At 58.9% G+C, this 16,867-nt stretch carries 13 protein-coding genes and 1 pseudogene; 11 read left to right on the forward strand and 3 right to left on the reverse strand.

Features of this window, described 5'->3' with window-relative positions; translation table 11 throughout:
- Window positions 1-107: 107 nt before the first annotated feature.
- The 3 genes and pseudogenes from mupP to HP062_RS29500 form a co-directional block, all read right to left on the reverse strand.
- Complete coding sequence (mupP, locus tag HP062_RS29490; protein WP_077747960.1) at window positions 108-779, reverse strand: N-acetylmuramic acid 6-phosphate phosphatase MupP; 672 nt, start codon at window positions 777-779, stop codon at window positions 108-110.
- 4 nt (window positions 780-783) lie between these two features.
- Complete coding sequence (gene ubiG / locus HP062_RS29495; RefSeq protein ID WP_010461694.1) at window positions 784-1,482, reverse strand: bifunctional 2-polyprenyl-6-hydroxyphenol methylase/3-demethylubiquinol 3-O-methyltransferase UbiG; 699 nt, start codon at window positions 1,480-1,482, stop codon at window positions 784-786.
- Between the two features lie 59 nt (window positions 1,483-1,541).
- Window positions 1,542-2,875, reverse strand: a pseudogene (locus tag HP062_RS29500) (TRZ/ATZ family hydrolase).
- A 108-nt stretch (window positions 2,876-2,983) separates the two neighbouring features.
- On the opposite strand from HP062_RS29500, the gene mtnA reads away from it, so the two are divergent.
- The 11 genes from mtnA to HP062_RS29555 all read left to right on the forward strand — a co-directional run bounded on the left by mtnA (window position 2,984) and on the right by HP062_RS29555 (window position 16,621).
- The gene (mtnA, locus tag HP062_RS29505) at window positions 2,984-4,060 is read left to right on the forward strand and encodes an S-methyl-5-thioribose-1-phosphate isomerase (protein ID WP_010461692.1); all 1,077 of its coding nucleotides are present in this window, start codon (window positions 2,984-2,986) and stop codon (window positions 4,058-4,060) included.
- Between the two features lie 425 nt (window positions 4,061-4,485).
- Complete coding sequence (gyrA, locus tag HP062_RS29510) at window positions 4,486-7,140, forward strand: DNA gyrase subunit A (RefSeq protein WP_077747957.1); 2,655 nt, start codon at window positions 4,486-4,488, stop codon at window positions 7,138-7,140.
- A gap of 250 nt (window positions 7,141-7,390) precedes the next feature.
- Window positions 7,391-8,476 (forward strand): 3-phosphoserine/phosphohydroxythreonine transaminase, encoded by a 1,086-nt coding sequence (gene serC / locus HP062_RS29515; RefSeq protein ID WP_172792440.1) that lies wholly within the window; start codon window positions 7,391-7,393, stop codon window positions 8,474-8,476.
- The gene (gene pheA, locus HP062_RS29520) at window positions 8,476-9,570 is read left to right on the forward strand and encodes a prephenate dehydratase (RefSeq protein ID WP_010461684.1); all 1,095 of its coding nucleotides are present in this window, start codon (window positions 8,476-8,478) and stop codon (window positions 9,568-9,570) included. Before serC ends, pheA begins: the two co-directional genes overlap by 1 nt.
- 10 nt (window positions 9,571-9,580) lie before the next feature.
- A complete protein-coding gene (gene hisC, locus HP062_RS29525; protein WP_010461683.1) occupies window positions 9,581-10,693 on the forward strand; it encodes a histidinol-phosphate transaminase in 1,113 nt (370 codons plus the stop codon).
- 28 nt (window positions 10,694-10,721) lie between these two features.
- A complete protein-coding gene (locus HP062_RS29530) occupies window positions 10,722-12,929 on the forward strand; it encodes a bifunctional prephenate dehydrogenase/3-phosphoshikimate 1-carboxyvinyltransferase (protein WP_231990963.1) in 2,208 nt (735 codons plus the stop codon).
- The gene (gene cmk / locus HP062_RS29535; protein ID WP_010461679.1) at window positions 12,926-13,615 is read left to right on the forward strand and encodes a (d)CMP kinase; all 690 of its coding nucleotides are present in this window, start codon (window positions 12,926-12,928) and stop codon (window positions 13,613-13,615) included. Before HP062_RS29530 ends, cmk begins: the two co-directional genes overlap by 4 nt.
- 120 nt (window positions 13,616-13,735) lie before the next feature.
- Window positions 13,736-15,427: a 30S ribosomal protein S1 gene (gene rpsA, locus HP062_RS29540; RefSeq protein WP_008148721.1), complete on the forward strand. Its 1,692-nt coding sequence runs from the start codon at window positions 13,736-13,738 to the stop codon at window positions 15,425-15,427.
- Window positions 15,428-15,640: 213 nt separating this feature from the next.
- Window positions 15,641-15,919: a hypothetical protein gene (locus HP062_RS29545; protein WP_172792441.1), complete on the forward strand. Its 279-nt coding sequence runs from the start codon at window positions 15,641-15,643 to the stop codon at window positions 15,917-15,919.
- A gap of 141 nt (window positions 15,920-16,060) precedes the next feature.
- A complete protein-coding gene (gene ihfB / locus HP062_RS29550; RefSeq protein ID WP_083374729.1) occupies window positions 16,061-16,357 on the forward strand; it encodes an integration host factor subunit beta in 297 nt (98 codons plus the stop codon).
- 24 nt (window positions 16,358-16,381) lie between these two features.
- Window positions 16,382-16,621 carry a lipopolysaccharide assembly protein LapA domain-containing protein gene (locus HP062_RS29555; protein ID WP_145308677.1) on the forward strand — a complete coding sequence of 80 codons (240 nt, stop codon included), beginning with the start codon at window positions 16,382-16,384 and terminating at the stop codon, window positions 16,619-16,621.
- Window positions 16,622-16,867 lie beyond the last annotated feature (246 nt).

Below are 16,867 nucleotides of genomic sequence, written 5' to 3' on the forward strand. Positions count from 1 at the left end.
GTCGTAAATCACCAGATACGGTGTGCCTGACAGAATGCGTTTGTAGATAGAGGAGGCGCTTCGCGCCCCAGCGGGAGCAAGCTCCCGCGCCACAAAATCTGCGGTACTCAGCAGCTGCAAAGAGCGCTATCGAGCACCTTGCGTAACTCAAGCGGATGATCCACCACCACATCCGCCCCCCAATGCCGCGGGTTGTCGTCCGGGTGAATGTAGCCGTAGGTCACGGCAGCCGTTTTGGTGCCGGCATCGCGACCGGACTCGATGTCGCGCAGGTCATCGCCCACAAACAGCACGCTGGCCGGGTCCAGGTCGAGCATCTTGCACGCCAGGATCAACGGCTCAGGGTCCGGCTTGCTGTTCTTGACATGGTCCGGGCAGATCAGCAGTGCCGAGCGCTCGGCCAGGCCAAGCTGCTGCATGATCGGCTCGGCGAAGCGCAGCGGCTTGTTAGTGACCACGCCCCAGATCAGGTTGGCTTTCTCAATGTCGACCAGCAGTTCGCCCATGCCGTCGAAGAGTTTACTGTGAACCGCGCAACCGGCGAGGTAACGCTCCAGAAACTCCAGGCGTAATTCCTCGAAACCCGGTGATTCCGGGTCCATGGAGAAGGTCACGGCGACCATCGCCTTGGCCCCGCCGGAAATCTCGTCGCGGATGTGCTTGTCGTTCACCGGCGGCAAGCCGCGATCGGCGCGCATCGCCTGGCAGATGGCGATGAAGTCCGGCGCGGTGTCGAGCAGCGTGCCGTCCATGTCGAAAAGGACTGCTCTGATACGCATCGGCTTACTCCTCGCGCAGGGTCTGGATCATGTAGTTGACGTCCACATCGGCCGCCAGCTTGTAGTGCTTGGTCAGCGGGTTGTACGTCAGCCCGATGATGTCCTTGACGGTCAGGCCGGCCATGCGGCTCCAGGCACCCAGCTCGGAAGGGCGGATGAATTTCTTGAAGTCGTGAGTGCCTCGTGGCAGCAGCTTCATGATGTATTCGGCACCGATGATGGCGAACAGATACGCCTTCGGATTGCGGTTGATGGTGGAGAAGAACACCTGGCCGCCCGGTTTGACCATTTTGAAGCAGGCGCGGATCACCGAGGACGGATCCGGCACGTGCTCCAGCATTTCCAGGCAGGTGACCACGTCGAACTGCTCAGGCATTTCCTCGGCCAGCGCTTCGGCGGTGATCTGCCGGTACTCGACGCTCACGCCGGATTCCAGCTGATGCAATTGCGCGACCGCCAGCGGCGCTTCGCCCATGTCGATGCCCATGACGGTGGCGCCGCGCTGAGCCATGGCTTCGCTGAGGATGCCGCCACCGCAGCCCACATCGAGGACTTTCTTGCCGGCCAGGTTGACCCGTTCGTCAATCCAGTTGACCCGCAGCGGGTTGATGTCGTGCAGCGGTTTGAACTCGCTTTCGCGGTCCCACCAGCGATGGGCCAGGGCTTCGAATTTGGCGATTTCGGCGTAGTCGACGTTGCTCATGGTTTAAGTCCTCTAAAACTTGAAAAATCCTGTTGCCCCGGAAGTCAGTCCGGGGAGGCTTACTGTTCGGTGTGGCCGCTGATGCGTTGACCCCAGGCCTTGGCGGTGGCGCAGAGCTGCTCCTCGTCCAGGCGAGTCAGGCGACGGTCGTCGAGCAATTGTTTGCCGGCGACCCACAGATGTTTCACGCAGTCGCGGCCGGTGGCGTATATAAGCTGCGAAACCGGATCGTAGATCGGTTGCTGCGCCAGGCCCGAGAGGTCGAACGCGACGATGTCCGCGGCTTTGCCAACTTCCAGCGAACCGGTTTCAGTCTCGATCCCCAGCGCACGGGCGCCATTGAGGGTGGCCATGCGCAGTGCGCGATGGGCGTCCAGCGCAGTGGCCGAGCCAGCGACAGCCTTGGCCAACAGCGCGGCAGTGCGGGTTTCGCCGAGCAAGTCGAGGTCGTTGTTGCTGGCCGCGCCATCGGTACCGATGGCGACATTGACGCCGGCCTGCCAAAGACGCTCGACCGGGCAGAAGCCGCTCGCCAGCTTGAGATTGGACTCCGGGCAATGAATCACATTGGTGTTGCTTTCTACCAGCAGCACCAGGTCTTCATCGCTGATCTGGGTCATGTGCACGGCCTGGAAGCGCGGGCCGAGCAATCCCAGGCGGCCTAGTCGGGCCAGGGGGCGCTCGCCGCGCTGCTCGACCGATTGCTGCACTTCGAACGCGGTTTCATGGACGTGCATGTGAATCGAGGCGTCCAGTTCTTCGGCGATCACCCGGATTTTCTCCAGGTTTTCGTCGCCCACGGTGTAGGGCGCATGGGGGCCGAACGTGACTTTGATCCGCTCGTGGTGCTTGAGATCGCCGAACAATTCGACGCCCTGACGAATGGCCTCGTCCGCCGTGCTGGCCCTGGAATCGGGAAATCGAGGATCGGAATGGCGATTTGTGCGCGTATGCCACTGTTATGGACACGTTCGCTGGCAACCTTCGGGAAGAAATACATGTCAGAGAAACAGGTGATGCCACCTTTGATCTGCTCGGCGATCGCCAGGTCGGTGCCATCGCGTACAAAATCTTCGTCGACCCACTTGGCTTCGGCGGGCCAGATGTGGTTTTCCAGCCAGGTCATCAGCGGCAGATCGTCCGCCAGGCCCCGGAACAGTGTCATCGCCGCATGCCCGTGGGCATTGATCAGGCCGGGGCTGAGCAACATGTCCGGCAACTCACGAACTTCGGTTGCGTTAAGCTTCAGCGCAGCCGCTCGTGGGCCGATAAACACGATGCGTCCATCGCGAATGCCCAGGCCGTGCTCTTTGAGGACAACACCAGCGGGTTCGACGGGTACCAGCCAGGTCGGCAGCAATAACAGGTCGAGCGCAGCGGCAGTGTTCGGCATCGAGGGTCGGTTCCAGTGCTTTTGTAAAGGATGGCGAAGTATACCCGAGCGTCTTCGCGGGGGGATCGCTATAATCGGCGGCTTTTGTTCATGAGTGCGGGGTGTGGGATGCGCGATCGACTGTTGGCTGCGGAGAAGGTGAAGGCCATCGATTGGCGTGATGGCGCCCTGTACCTGCTGGATCAGCGTATTTTGCCGTTCGAGGAAACGTGGATCGCCTGCACCAGCGCCGCAAGTGTGGCCGAGGCCATTCGCTCGATGGTGGTGCGCGGCGCGCCGGCCATTGGCATCAGTGCGGCCTATGCGATGGTGCTGTCGGCCCGCGCTCGCATAGCTGAGGGTGGTGACTGGCAGGCCGAGTGGGAAGAGGATTACGCATTGCTGGCTGATTCCCGTCCAACGGCGGTGAATCTGTTCTGGGCCTTGGGGCGCATGCGTGACCGCCTGGATCGTCTCAAGGGCGATGCGGATCCTCTCGCGGCGCTGGAGGCGGAAGCCATCGCCATTCATGAAAGCGATCGCGAAGCCAACCTGACCATGGCGCAATTGGGTGTGGACCTGATCCGCAAGCACCAGGGCAACGCGCAGGCGATCCTGACCCACTGCAATACCGGCGCACTGGCCACCGGCGGTTTCGGCACCGCGTTGGGGGTGATTCGCGGGGCCTTTATCGAAGGCATGGTCGAGCGCGTCTACGCCGACGAAACCCGGCCATGGTTGCAAGGTTCGCGATTGACCGCCTGGGAATTGGCCAATGAAGGCATTCCCGTGACCGTCAACGCCGACTCCGCCGCCGCGCACATCATGAAAACCAAGGGTGTGACCTGGGTGATTGTCGGCGCAGACCGGATCACCGCCAATGGCGATGTGGCCAACAAGATCGGTACGTATCAGCTGGCAGTCAACGCCATGCACCACGGCGTGCGCTTCATGGTGGTGGCGCCGAGTTCGACCATCGACATGAACCTGGCCAGCGGCGACGAGATTCCAATTGAAGAACGCGATGGTCGCGAGTTGCTGGAAGTCGGCGGCAAGCGGGTCGGGGCGGAGGTTGATGCGTTCAACCCTGTGTTCGACGTGACCCCGGCGGACCTGATCGATGCGATCGTCACCGAGAAAGGCATCGTCGAGCGCCCGGACACGGCGAAAATGGCGCTGTTGATGTGCCGCAAGCGTCTGCATTGAGAGCGTCCGGCGCCTTGTAAATCGACATCGCCAGCAGGCTGGCTCCCACAGGTTTTTTGATCGACACCGATCCTGTGGGAGCCAGCCTGCTGGCGATGAGGCCCTAAAAGTCAACAAACATCCGTAAATCAGATGCCAATTCTGCATTCGGAGCGGCTCTAAGCCTCTCTCGTCCCCTTTCAGCCTGCCACCAGTCAACTAACTACACTCCATGCGCGTCTGGGGGATAGGTGCGTGGCGGCTCTTGTGATAACATCCGGCGTTTTCCGAGGCAGTCCCGCGGGGTTGTCTTTACTGCGCAAATCCATGGTTCAACTTGTTGATTTGTCGTAAGTCGGTGCATGGCACTCAGCCTGCAGCGGCGAGCTTCGTTCGTCCCATATGGATGTGACGAAGTTTCACCAGAAAAAGGAATCGAGCTTCTCATGGGCGAACTGGCCAAAGAAATCCTCCCGGTCAATATCGAAGACGAGCTGAAGCAGTCCTACCTCGACTACGCGATGAGCGTAATCGTCGGGCGGGCCTTGCCGGATGCGCGCGATGGCTTGAAGCCCGTGCACCGGCGTGTGCTGTTCGCGATGAGCGAGCTGGGCAACGACTTCAACAAGCCGTACAAGAAATCTGCCCGTGTTGTCGGTGACGTGATCGGTAAGTATCACCCGCACGGTGATACCGCGGTGTACGACACCATCGTCCGCATGGCGCAGCCATTCTCGCTGCGCTACCTGCTGGTAGACGGGCAGGGCAACTTCGGTTCGGTGGACGGCGACAACGCCGCCGCCATGCGATACACCGAAGTGCGCATGACCAAGCTGGCGCACGAGCTGCTGGCTGACCTGCACAAAGAAACCGTGGACTGGGTGCCGAACTACGACGGCACCGAAATGATCCCGGCGGTCATGCCGACCCGTATTCCCAACCTGTTGGTCAACGGCTCCAGCGGTATCGCCGTGGGCATGGCAACCAACATTCCGCCGCACAACCTCGGTGAAGTCATCGACGGTTGCCTGGCGCTCATCGACAACCCTGAGTTGACCATCGATGAGCTGATGCAATACATCCCCGGTCCGGACTTCCCGACCGCCGCGATCATCAACGGTCGCGCCGGCATCATCGAAGCCTACCGCACCGGTCGTGGCCGCATTTACATGCGCGCCCGCTCGATCATTGAAGACATCGACAAGGTCGGTGGCCGTCAGCAGATCGTCATCACCGAACTCCCATACCAGCTGAACAAGGCCCGTCTGATCGAGAAGATCGCCGAGCTGGTAAAAGAGAAGAAGCTCGAAGGCATCACCGAACTGCGCGACGAGTCCGACAAGGACGGTATGCGCGTCGTGATCGAGCTGCGTCGTGGCGAAGTGCCTGAGGTGATCCTCAACAACCTCTACGCCCAGACCCAGCTGCAAGCCGTTTTCGGTATCAACATCGTCGCGCTGATCGACGGCCGTCCGCGGATCCTGAACCTCAAGGACCTGCTGGAAGCCTTCGTTCGTCACCGTCGCGAAGTCGTTACCCGTCGTACCGTGTTCGAACTGCGTAAAGCGCGCGAACGTGGCCACATCCTGGAAGGTCAAGCGGTTGCCCTGTCGAACATCGACCCGGTCATCGCCCTGATCAAGGCTTCGCCAACGCCGTCGGAAGCCAAGGAAGCGCTGATCAAGACTGCGTGGGAATCCTCCGCCGTGGTCGCGATGGTTGAACGTGCCGGTGCCGATTCGTGCCGTCCAGAGACCCTGGATCCGCAATACGGTCTGCGCGAAGGCAAGTACTTCCTGTCGCCGGAACAGGCACAAGCCATTCTGGAACTGCGTCTGCACCGTCTGACCGGCCTGGAACACGAAAAGCTGCTGGCCGAGTATCAAGAGATCCTCAACCAGATCGGCGAGCTGATCCGCATCCTCAGCAGCGCCACGCGCCTGATGGAAGTGATCCGCGAAGAGCTGGAAGTGATTCGCGCCGAATACGGCGACGTGCGCCGCACCGAGATTCTCGATGCCCGTCTCGACCTGACCCTGGGTGACATGATCCCGGAAGAAGAGCGCGTCGTGACCATTTCCCACGGTGGCTATGCCAAGACCCAGCCATTGGCTGCGTACCAGGCTCAGCGTCGTGGCGGTAAAGGCAAATCGGCTACCGGCGTGAAGGATGAGGACTACATCGCTCACCTGCTGGTCGCCAACAGCCACACCACGCTGCTGCTGTTCTCCAGCAAAGGTAAAGTGTACTGGCTGAAAACCTACGAAATCCCTGAAGCGTCCCGTGCGGCCCGTGGTCGTCCGTTGGTCAACCTGCTGCCGCTGGACAGTGATGAATACATCACCACCATGCTGCCGGTCGACGAATACACCGAAGGTCACTTCATCTTCATGGCCACTGCCAAAGGCACCGTGAAGAAGACCCCGCTCGAATCCTTCAGCCGTCAACGCAGCGTCGGTCTGATCGCGCTGGAGCTGGACGAAGGTGACGTACTGATTTCAGCTTCCATTACCGATGGCAGCCGCGAAGTCATGCTGTTCTCCGACGGCGGCAAGGTCACTCGCTTCAAGGAAACCGACGTTCGCGCCATGGGCCGTACCGCTCGCGGTGTCCGCGGCATGCGTCTGCCGGAAGGTCAGAAGCTGATTTCCATGCTGATTCCGGAAGAAGGCAGCCAGATCCTCACCGCTTCGGCCCGTGGTTTCGGCAAGCGCACGGCGATCACCGAGTTCCCTGAGTACAAACGTGGCGGTCAGGGCGTTATCGCCATGGTCAGCAACGACCGTAACGGCCGCTTGGTCGGTGCAGTCCAGGTGCTCGACGGCGAGGAAATCATGCTGATTTCCGACCAGGGCACCCTGGTGCGTACCCGCGTCGACGAAGTGTCCAGTCTGGGGCGTAACACCCAAGGCGTGACCCTGATCAAACTGGCCAGTGATGAAACGCTGGTCGGTCTGGAGCGGGTGCAGGAGCCGTCGGAAGTCGAAGGCGAAGAGCTGGAAGGTGAAGAGGGGGCGGTGTTCGACGGCGAGGTCGTGATCGACGACGTGGTTGAAGATCAGCAACTCGACGCCGCTGCTGACGAAGAGCCACAAGAGTAAGTGGACAAACAGGGGCGGATGAAAATTCGCCCCCTTGTTGTTTGTCCGAACGGAAAATTTCGATATCAGTGGAGAACCCTTGTGGGAGCGAGCCTGCTCGCGAATGCAGGCGCCGCGGTACCTCTGAAACACCGTGGTGATGCATTCGCGAGCAGGCTCGCTCCCTCAGGTTTCTGCTTCGGCAGGGCCCTGTGTCGATTGATGTTGTGATTTATTGCGTGATTACCACCAAATCAGAGCGAGATTGGATGTGAGCAAGAGAGCCTATAACTTCTGTGCCGGTCCTGCGGCACTTCCCGAAGCTGTCCTGCAGCGCGCCCAGGGTGAACTCCTTGATTGGCACGGCAAGGGCCTGTCGGTCATGGAGATGAGCCATCGCAGTGATGAGTTCGTGTCCATCGCCACCAAGGCCGAGCAGGATCTGCGTGATCTGCTGAATATCCCCTCGAACTATAAAGTGCTGTTTCTGCAAGGTGGCGCCAGCCAGCAATTTGCTCAGATTCCTCTGAACCTGTTGCCGGAAAGCGGCACCGCCGACTATATCGACACCGGTATCTGGTCGCAGAAAGCCATCGAAGAAGCCTCGCGCTACGGTCGCGTCAACGTTGCCGCTACTGCCAAGCCTTATGACTATTTCGCCATTCCCGGTCAGAACGAGTGGAGCCTGTCGAAAGACGCGGTCTACGTTCACTACGCACCGAACGAAACCATTGGCGGCCTGGAATTCAGTTGGGTCCCGGAAACTGGCGACGTTCCGCTGGTGGCCGACATGTCTTCGGACATTCTCTCGCGCCCAATCGATGTTTCGCGCTTCGGCATGATCTACGCCGGCGCGCAGAAAAACATCGGCCCGAGCGGCATTGTCGTGAACATCATTCGCGAAGACCTGTTGGGTCATGCCCGTTCCCTGTGCCCGACCATGCTCAACTACAAGGTCGCGGCCGATAACGGCTCGATGTACAACACCCCGCCTACCCTGGCCTGGTATCTGTCCGGTCTGGTGTTCGAGTGGCTGAAAGAGCAGGGTGGTGTTGAAGCTATCGGCAAGCTCAACGAAGTGAAGCAGCGCACGCTGTACGACTTCATTGACGCCAGCGGCTTGTACAGCAACCCGATCAACAAGTCGGATCGCTCGTGGATGAATGTTCCGTTCCGCCTGGCTGACGACCGTCTCGACAAGCCATTCCTGGCCGGTGCCGACGAACGTGGCCTGTTGAACCTCAAGGGTCACCGTTCTGTGGGCGGCATGCGTGCCTCCATCTATAACGCCGTCGACATCGTTGCGGTCAACGCACTGATTTCGTACATGGCAGAGTTCGAGAAGGAACACGGCTAATGTCTGAGCAAGAACTCAAGGCACTGCGCGTTCGCATTGATGCCCTGGACGCCAAAGTCCTGGAGCTGATCAGTGAGCGTGCACGCTGCGCCCAGGAAGTTGCGCGAGTAAAGATGGCCTCGCTGGCCGAAGGCGAAGTGCCGGTGTTCTATCGTCCTGAGCGTGAAGCTCAGGTGCTCAAGCGCGTAATGGAGCGCAATCAGGGGCCGCTGGGCAACGAAGAGATGGCGCGTTTGTTCCGCGAAATCATGTCGTCGTGCCTGGCCCTCGAACAGCCGCTGAAAGTGGCGTACCTAGGCCCTGAAGGCACCTTCACTCAAGCCGCCGCCATGAAGCATTTCGGCCACGCGGTGATCAGCAAGCCGATGGCGGCGATCGACGAAGTGTTCCGCGAAGTGGCGGCCGGTGCGGTGAATTTTGGCGTGGTCCCGGTGGAAAACTCCACCGAAGGCGCGGTCAACCACACCCTCGACAGCTTCCTCGAACACGACATGGTCATCTGTGGCGAAGTCGAGCTGCGGATTCACCATCACCTGTTGGTGGGTGAAAACACCAAGACCGACAGCATCAGCCGCATCTACTCCCACGCCCAGTCCCTGGCCCAGTGCCGCAAGTGGCTGGACGCGCACTACCCGAATGTCGAGCGCGTGGCGGTGTCGAGTAATGCCGAAGCAGCCAAGCGGGTCAAGGGTGAGTGGAACTCGGCGGCGATTGCCGGCGACATGGCCGCCAGCTTGTACGGGCTGACCCGCCTGGCCGAGAAAATCGAGGATCGCCCGGACAACTCCACGCGCTTCCTGATGATCGGCAGCCAGGAAGTACCGCCGACCGGCGACGACAAGACGTCGATCATCGTCTCCATGAGCAACAAGCCCGGTGCGCTTCATGAGTTGCTGGTGCCGTTCCACGACAACGGTATCGACCTGACGCGAATCGAGACCCGTCCGTCGCGCAGCGGTAAATGGACCTACGTGTTCTTCATCGACTTCGTCGGCCACCACCGTGATCCGTTGATCAAAGGTGTACTGGAAAAGATCAGTCAGGAAGCAGTAGCACTCAAAGTGCTGGGTTCTTACCCGAAAGCAGTTCTCTAAGGGGTAGCAAATGAGTGGCAACTTCCTCGCTCTGGCGCAGCCGGGCGTGCAACAACTTTCGCCTTACGTTCCGGGCAAACCCGTGGACGAACTGGCGCGTGAGCTGAACATCGATCCAGCCAGAATCATCAAGCTGGCCAGCAATGAAAACCCGTTGGGCGCCAGTCCAAAGGCGCTGGCAGCCATTCGCGACGAACTGGCCGAGCTGACCCGCTATCCGGACGGCAACGGTTTTGCGCTCAAGACCCTGCTGGCCGAGCAGTGCCGCGTCGAGCTGAATCAGGTGACACTGGGCAACGGTTCCAATGACATTCTGGAACTGGTGGCGCGTGCGTACCTGGCGCCCGGCCTGAACGCGGTGTTCAGTGAGCATGCGTTTGCTGTTTACCCGATCGCCACGCAAGCCGTCGGCGCGACGGCCAAAGTGGTCCCGGCCAAAGACTGGGGCCATGACCTGCCGGCCATGCTGGCTGCGATCGATGCCGATACTCGTGTGGTATTCATCGCCAACCCGAACAACCCGACCGGGACCTGGTTCGGTGCCGAGGCGCTGGATGAGTTCCTGCAGGACGTACCGGAGCATGTGCTGGTGGTGCTGGACGAGGCGTATATCGAATACGCCGAGGGCAGCGACTTGCCGGATGGCCTGGACTTCCTGGCGGCGTACCCGAATCTGCTGGTTTCGCGCACGTTCTCCAAGGCTTATGGTCTGGCGGCACTGCGGGTCGGTTATGGCTTGTCCACTGCGGTGGTTGCCGATGTGCTGAATCGCGTGCGTCAGCCGTTCAACGTTAACAGCCTGGCCCTGGCCGCTGCGTGCGCTGCATTGCAAGATGCCGATTACCTGGCTGAAAGCCGTCGCCTGAACGAAGCCGGCATGCAGCAACTGGAAACGGGGTTCCGTGAGCTGGGGCTGAGCTGGATTCCTTCCAAGGGCAACTTCATCTGCGTCGATATGGGGCAGGTGGCTGCGCCGATCTTCCAGGGGTTGCTGCGCGAAGGCGTGATCGTGCGTCCGGTGGCCAACTACGGCATGCCGAACCACCTGCGCATCACCATCGGTTTGCCCGCTGAAAACAGCCGCTTCCTTGAGGCGCTGACCAAGGTTCTGGCTCGTGGTTGATGTCACTGCACTGCAACCTGCTGCCCCTATGATCGGTCGCCTGGTGGTGGTCGGCCTGGGGTTGATCGGCGGTTCGTTTGCCAAGGGGTTGCGCGAAAGTGGCCTGTGCCGCGAAGTGGTCGGGGTCGATCTCGACCCGCAGTCGCGCAAGCTCGCGGTTGAGTTGGGCGTAGTGGATCGCTGCGAAGAAGACCTGGCGATTGCTTGTCAGGGCGCGGATGTGATCCAGCTCGCCGTGCCGATCCTTGCCATGGAAAAAATGCTTGGCCGCTTGGCCGGCATGGACCTGGGGCAGGCGATTCTGACCGATGTTGGCAGCGCCAAAGGCAATGTGGTGCGTGCCGCGACCGAAGCGTTTGGCGGCATGCCGTCGCGTTTTGTGCCGGGCCATCCGATTGCCGGTTCCGAGCAGAGCGGGGTGGAAGCCTCCAATGCCGAGCTGTTCCGTCGCCATAAAGTGATTTTGACACCGCTGGATCAGACCGATCCGGCCGCGTTGGCAGTGGTCGACCGTTTGTGGCGTGAATTGGGCGCCGATGTCGAGCATATGCAGGTCGAGCGTCACGACGAAGTGTTGGCGGCAACCAGCCATTTGCCACACTTGCTGGCGTTCGGTCTGGTCGATTCACTGGCCAAACGCAATGAAAACCTTGAGATCTTCCGTTACGCTGCGGGCGGTTTTCGCGATTTCACAAGAATCGCGGGGAGCGACCCGGTCATGTGGCACGACATCTTCCTCGCCAACCGCGAAGCTGTCCTGCGCACACTTGATACATTTCGCAGCGACCTCGACGCCTTGCGCGACGCGGTCGATGCAGGGGATGGGCACCAATTGTTGGGCGTATTCACTCGCGCCCGGGTTGCCCGCGAACATTTCAGTAAAATCCTGGCCCGCCGGGCTTATGTGGACGCTATGAACTCCAACGACCTGATTTTCCTGGCTCAACCTGGTGGCCGCCTGACTGGGCGGATTCGTGTACCGGGCGATAAATCGATTTCCCACCGTTCGATCATGCTCGGCTCCCTGGCCGAAGGCGTCACCGAAGTCGAAGGCTTCCTCGAGGGCGAAGACGCCCTGGCGACCTTGCAAGCCTTCCGCGACATGGGCGTCGTGATCGAAGGTCCGCACCACGGTCGCGTGACCATTCACGGCGTCGGCCTGCATGGCTTGAAGCCTGCGCCGGGCCCGATCTATCTGGGCAACTCCGGCACCTCGATGCGTCTGCTGTCGGGCCTGCTGGCTGCGCAGGACTTCGATAGCACCCTGACCGGTGACGCCTCGCTGTCCAAGCGCCCGATGAATCGCGTGGCCAATCCGCTGCGTGAAATGGGTGCCGTGATCGAGACCGCCGCTGAAGGTCGTCCACCGATGACCATTCGTGGCGGCAACAAGCTCAAGGGTCTGACTTACACCATGCCGATGGCCAGCGCCCAGGTTAAATCCTGCCTGCTGCTAGCCGGCCTGTACGCCGAAGGCAAGACCACCGTCACCGAACCGGCTCCGACCCGCGACCACACCGAGCGCATGCTGCGCGGCTTCGGCTATCCGGTCACCGTTAACGGTGCGACCGCTTCGGTTGAGTCCGGCCACAAGCTGACCGCGACCCACATTGAAGTGCCGGGCGACATCTCGTCTTCCGCGTTCTTCCTGGTGGCGGCATCGATCGCCGAAGGTTCGGAGCTGGTGCTCGAGCACGTCGGCATCAACCCGACCCGCACCGGCGTGATCGACATTTTGCGTCTGATGGGCGCTGATATCACTCTGGAAAACCAGCGTGAAGTCGGCGGCGAGCCGGTGGCGGATCTGCGCGTACGGGCAGCTAAACTCAAGGGTATCGAGATTCCCGAAGCGCTGGTTCCACTGGCCATCGACGAATTTCCGGTGCTGTTCGTGGCCGCGGCCTGTGCCGAAGGGCGCACCGTGTTGCGTGGCGCCGAAGAGCTGCGAGTCAAGGAGTCGGACCGTATCCAGGTCATGGCGGATGGCTTGCTCGCGCTGGGCGTCAAATGCGAACCGACCCCGGACGGCATCATCATCGACGGCGGCCTGATCGGCGGCGGCGAAGTGCACGGTCACGGCGATCACCGGATTGCCATGGCGTTCAGCGTTGCTTCGCTGCGCGCCACCGCACCGATTCGCATCCATGACTGTGCCAACGTCGCAACCTCGTTCCCGAACTTCCTCGCGCTTTGTGCGCAGGTCGGCATTCGTGTTGCACAAGAGGCTCAGTCGTGAAAATCATCGCACCGGTCATCACCATCGATGGGCCAAGCGGCTCTGGCAAAGGCACGGTCGCCGGGATACTGGCCAAGCGTCTGGGCTGGAATTTGCTGGATTCCGGTGCGCTCTACCGTCTGTTGGCGTTCGCTGCGCATAACCACGGCGTTGACCTGACGAATGAAGAACTGCTGAAAAAGCTTGCCGCTCATCTGGATGTGCAGTTCATTGCGGCGACCGAAGGTCAACTGCAGCGCATCATTCTGGAGGGTGACGAAGTCAGCGATGTCATCCGTACGGAAAGCGTCGGCTCGGGTGCGTCCCAGGTGGCTGCATTGCCCGCGGTACGCGAGGCGCTGCTTCAGCGTCAGCGGGCGTTTCAGGAATCGCCGGGGTTGGTCGCCGATGGGCGCGACATGGGCACGGTGGTTTTTCCGGACGCGCCGCTGAAGATATTCCTCACTGCCAGTGCCGAGGAGCGTGCGCGCCGTCGATACTTGCAGTTGAAGGGCAAAGTCGATGGTGTTAGTCTGTCGAGTCTGCTAGATGAGATCCGTGCACGCGATGAGCGTGACACCCAGCGAGCGGTAGCCCCGCTCAAGCCGGCGGCTGACGCAATACAGCTGGATTCCACGGAGTTATCCATCGATCAGGTGCTGGAACGCATCATGAGCGAGATCGCCATTCGCGATATCGCCGGGTGACCAAGAAGCTCTGCAGGGGACCAGTCATAGTCTTGCAGTGCTTCTTTAAATGAACATAACCCACGTCGTCTGGGATGTGGAGATGGGCGTATCCTTCGCCCTTATTCAACAGGAATTAAAATGAGCGAAAGCTTTGCGGAACTCTTTGAAGAAAGCCTAAAAACCCTGAACCTTCAGGCAGGCTCCATCATCACCGGTGTTATCGTTGATATCGATTACCAAGCTCGCTGGGTAACCGTTCACGCTGGCCTGAAGTCTGAAGCACTCATCCCGCTTGAGCAGTTCTACAACGATGCTGGCGAACTGACTATCAACGTCGGTGACGAAGTTCACGTTGCTCTGGACTCGGTTGAAGACGGCTTTGGTGAAACCAAGCTGTCCCGTGAAAAAGCCAAGCGCGCTGAATGCTGGATTGTTCTGGAAGCAGCCTTCGCAGCCGAAGAAGTGGTCAAGGGCGTTATCAACGGTAAGGTTAAAGGCGGCTTCACTGTCGACGTTAACGGCATCCGTGCGTTCCTGCCAGGTTCTCTGGTTGACGTCCGTCCTGTGCGCGATACCACGCACCTGGAAGGCAAAGAGCTGGAATTCAAGGTCATCAAGCTTGACCAGAAACGCAACAACGTTGTCGTTTCCCGTCGTAGCGTCCTCGAAGCCGAGAACTCCGCCGAGCGTGAAGCTCTGCTGGAATCCCTGCAGGAAGGTCAACAAGTCAAAGGTATCGTCAAGAACCTCACCGATTACGGCGCATTCGTCGATCTGGGTGGCGTCGATGGCCTGCTGCACATTACCGACATGGCTTGGAAGCGTATCAAGCATCCTTCCGAAATCGTCAACGTTGGCGACGAGATTGATGTAAAGGTTCTGAAGTACGATCGCGAACGCAATCGTGTTTCCCTGGGCCTCAAGCAACTGGGCGAAGATCCATGGGTTGCTATCAAAGCCCGTTACCCAGAAAGCACTCGCGTTACCGCTCGTGTAACCAACCTGACCGACTACGGCTGCTTCGCTGAGCTGGAAGAAGGCGTTGAAGGCCTGGTACACGTTTCCGAAATGGACTGGACCAACAAGAACATCCACCCTTCGAAAGTCGTACAAGTCGGCGACGAAGTGGAAGTTATGGTTCTGGACATCGACGAAGAGCGTCGTCGTATCTCCCTCGGCATCAAGCAGTGCAAATCTAACCCATGGGAAGATTTCTCTGGCCAGTTCAACAAGGGCGATAAAATCTCCGGCACCATCAAGTCGATCACCGATTTCGGTATCTTCATTGGTCTGGACGGCGGCATCGACGGTCTGGTTCACCTGTCCGACATCTCCTGGAACGAAGTGGGCGAAGAAGCCGTTCGCCGCTTCAAGAAGGGCGACGAGCTGGACACCGTTATCCTGTCGGTTGACCCAGAGCGCGAGCGCATCTCCTTGGGTATCAAGCAACTGGAAAGCGATCCGTTCTCCGAGTACGTTCAAGAGAACGACAAAGGCGCCATCGTTAAAGGCATCGTGAAAGAAGTTGACGCTAAAGGCGCCATCATCACTCTGGCCGACGATATCGAAGCGACTCTGAAAGCCTCCGAAATCAGCCGTGACCGCGTTGAAGACGCGCGCAACGTTCTGAAAGAAGGCCAGGAAGTAGAAGCCAAGATCATCAGCGTTGACCGCAAGAGCCGTGTAATCCAGCTCTCCATCAAGTCGAAAGACGATGCTGAAGAGAAAGAAGCCATCCAAAGCTTGAAAGACAAGCCTTCGGATAGCATCGCTGCTGGTCCTACCACTCTGGGCGACCTGTTGCGTGCACAAATGGAAAAACAGAACTGAGTTCTGTCAGACCATAGAAAAAGGGCGACTTCGGTCGCCCTTTTTTGTGTCTGGGATTTGGGTTTGTCGGGTGGTTCGTGCGCGGGGTGGCTGTTCTTGAAACCAATGATCCTTCTGTGTTGTCTCTTTCTTTAATCGGATCAATCGCTTATTTGCAGCTAGTCTTTAGCTAAAGAACGATAGCCGGGCAGGGCGTCTGCCATAAGGAAGTGAATGAACAAGCTCATTGTCGCAATGGCAGTCTTGATGCTGGCGGGTTGCGGTACGAATGCCGAGACTCATGCCGTGCGTGGAGTCAGTGGCGTTGAGATAGATTGTTCGGGATTGGGTTCTGGATGGGAGAAGTGCCGTAAGCGCGCGGACAAAGAGTGTAAGGCGGCGGGCTATAAGGTTGTAGCAAGGTCCGATGATGCCAAGGATGAGGATGAATACCCATTCGGCTTCAATCCCGCGGGGTATCTGACGCGCACCATGCTGGTTATTTGTCGCTGAGCTAGATCGCGTCGTAGTTCCTCGTAATTGGGTGGTCATTGCTGGTGAAAATATGTGAAAACCCGGGCTGTTCAAATTCCTCCGGGCATGCTAAAACCTTTGAAGCGCTTTTCCTAGCTGCTTGAAAAAGAAGGGAAAAATATGACGAAGTCGGAGTTGATCGAACGAATTGTCACCCATCAAGGGCTGCTCTCATCCAAGGATGTGGAGCTGGCTATCAAGACTATGCTTGAACAAATGTCCCAATGCCTGGCGACTGGGGATCGTATTGAGATCCGGGGTTTTGGCAGTTTTTCACTGCACTATCGTGCGCCGCGGGTGGGGCGCAATCCGAAGACTGGGCAGTCGGTGAGTCTTGACGGAAAGTTTGTTCCGCATTTCAAGCCGGGGAAGGAGCTTAGGGATCGAGTGAATGAAGATGAGGAGGGTGAGATTTGAATGTGTCGTATCGGGAAGTGAGTTATGCGTAATTTCAGGCGCGTCACATTGGTAGTGCTCGTTTTAGTGTTTGTTCTGCTCACGTTGACATTTGTTCTTGAAAATCAACAGAGCATTTCTTTGTTGTTGCTGGGTTGGCCTCTGCCAGAAGTGCCTATATCGATTGCTATAATATTCGCTCTGCTAGTTGGAATGTTGATTGGTCCGCTTTTTACGTTTCTGTTTGGGCGCGCTAGAAGACAGCGGCAGCGCCATTCGATTTGAGGTGGCCGTCGCATCCGGTAGCCATAAGGGATGTGACGAGCCTGTTCAGCCTACCTGGTTCAGTGTCGATTATCCCCGCCAATCTGCTATTTCCGCCCGTCTTAATCTGTTTCGAATGGGGGTAGCGCCTTGCCTGAAAATCGCAAACATGCGATCCTCCATCCATTATTTTTTGCTGAATGTGTATCTACGCCACTTGCACAGCACTGAATTTCGTTGTCTGTTTCAGTTTATTGCGAAGAAAAA

Source organism: Pseudomonas sp. B14-6 (genome assembly GCF_013260315.1).
Classification (GTDB): domain Bacteria; phylum Pseudomonadota; class Gammaproteobacteria; order Pseudomonadales; family Pseudomonadaceae; genus Aquipseudomonas; species Aquipseudomonas mandelii.

What these genes read in the sequence shown, in the direction of transcription:
- mupP (WP_077747960.1), bottom strand. Translation starts at nt 779, where the DNA reads ATGCGTATCAGAGCAGTCCTTTTCGACATGGACGGCACGCTGCTCGAC.
- ubiG (WP_010461694.1), bottom strand. Translation starts at nt 1,482, where the DNA reads ATGAGCAACGTCGACTACGCCGAAATCGCCAAATTCGAAGCCCTGGCC.
- mtnA (WP_010461692.1), top strand. Translation starts at nt 2,984, where the DNA reads ATGCGCGATCGACTGTTGGCTGCGGAGAAGGTGAAGGCCATCGATTGG.
- gyrA (WP_077747957.1), top strand. Translation starts at nt 4,486, where the DNA reads ATGGGCGAACTGGCCAAAGAAATCCTCCCGGTCAATATCGAAGACGAG.
- pheA (WP_010461684.1), top strand. Translation starts at nt 8,476, where the DNA reads ATGTCTGAGCAAGAACTCAAGGCACTGCGCGTTCGCATTGATGCCCTG.
- hisC (WP_010461683.1), top strand. Translation starts at nt 9,581, where the DNA reads ATGAGTGGCAACTTCCTCGCTCTGGCGCAGCCGGGCGTGCAACAACTT.
- HP062_RS29530 (WP_231990963.1), top strand. Translation starts at nt 10,722, where the DNA reads ATGATCGGTCGCCTGGTGGTGGTCGGCCTGGGGTTGATCGGCGGTTCG.
- rpsA (WP_008148721.1), top strand. Translation starts at nt 13,736, where the DNA reads ATGAGCGAAAGCTTTGCGGAACTCTTTGAAGAAAGCCTAAAAACCCTG.
- HP062_RS29545 (WP_172792441.1), top strand. Translation starts at nt 15,641, where the DNA reads ATGAACAAGCTCATTGTCGCAATGGCAGTCTTGATGCTGGCGGGTTGC.
- ihfB (WP_083374729.1), top strand. Translation starts at nt 16,061, where the DNA reads ATGACGAAGTCGGAGTTGATCGAACGAATTGTCACCCATCAAGGGCTG.
- HP062_RS29555 (WP_145308677.1), top strand. Translation starts at nt 16,382, where the DNA reads ATGCGTAATTTCAGGCGCGTCACATTGGTAGTGCTCGTTTTAGTGTTT.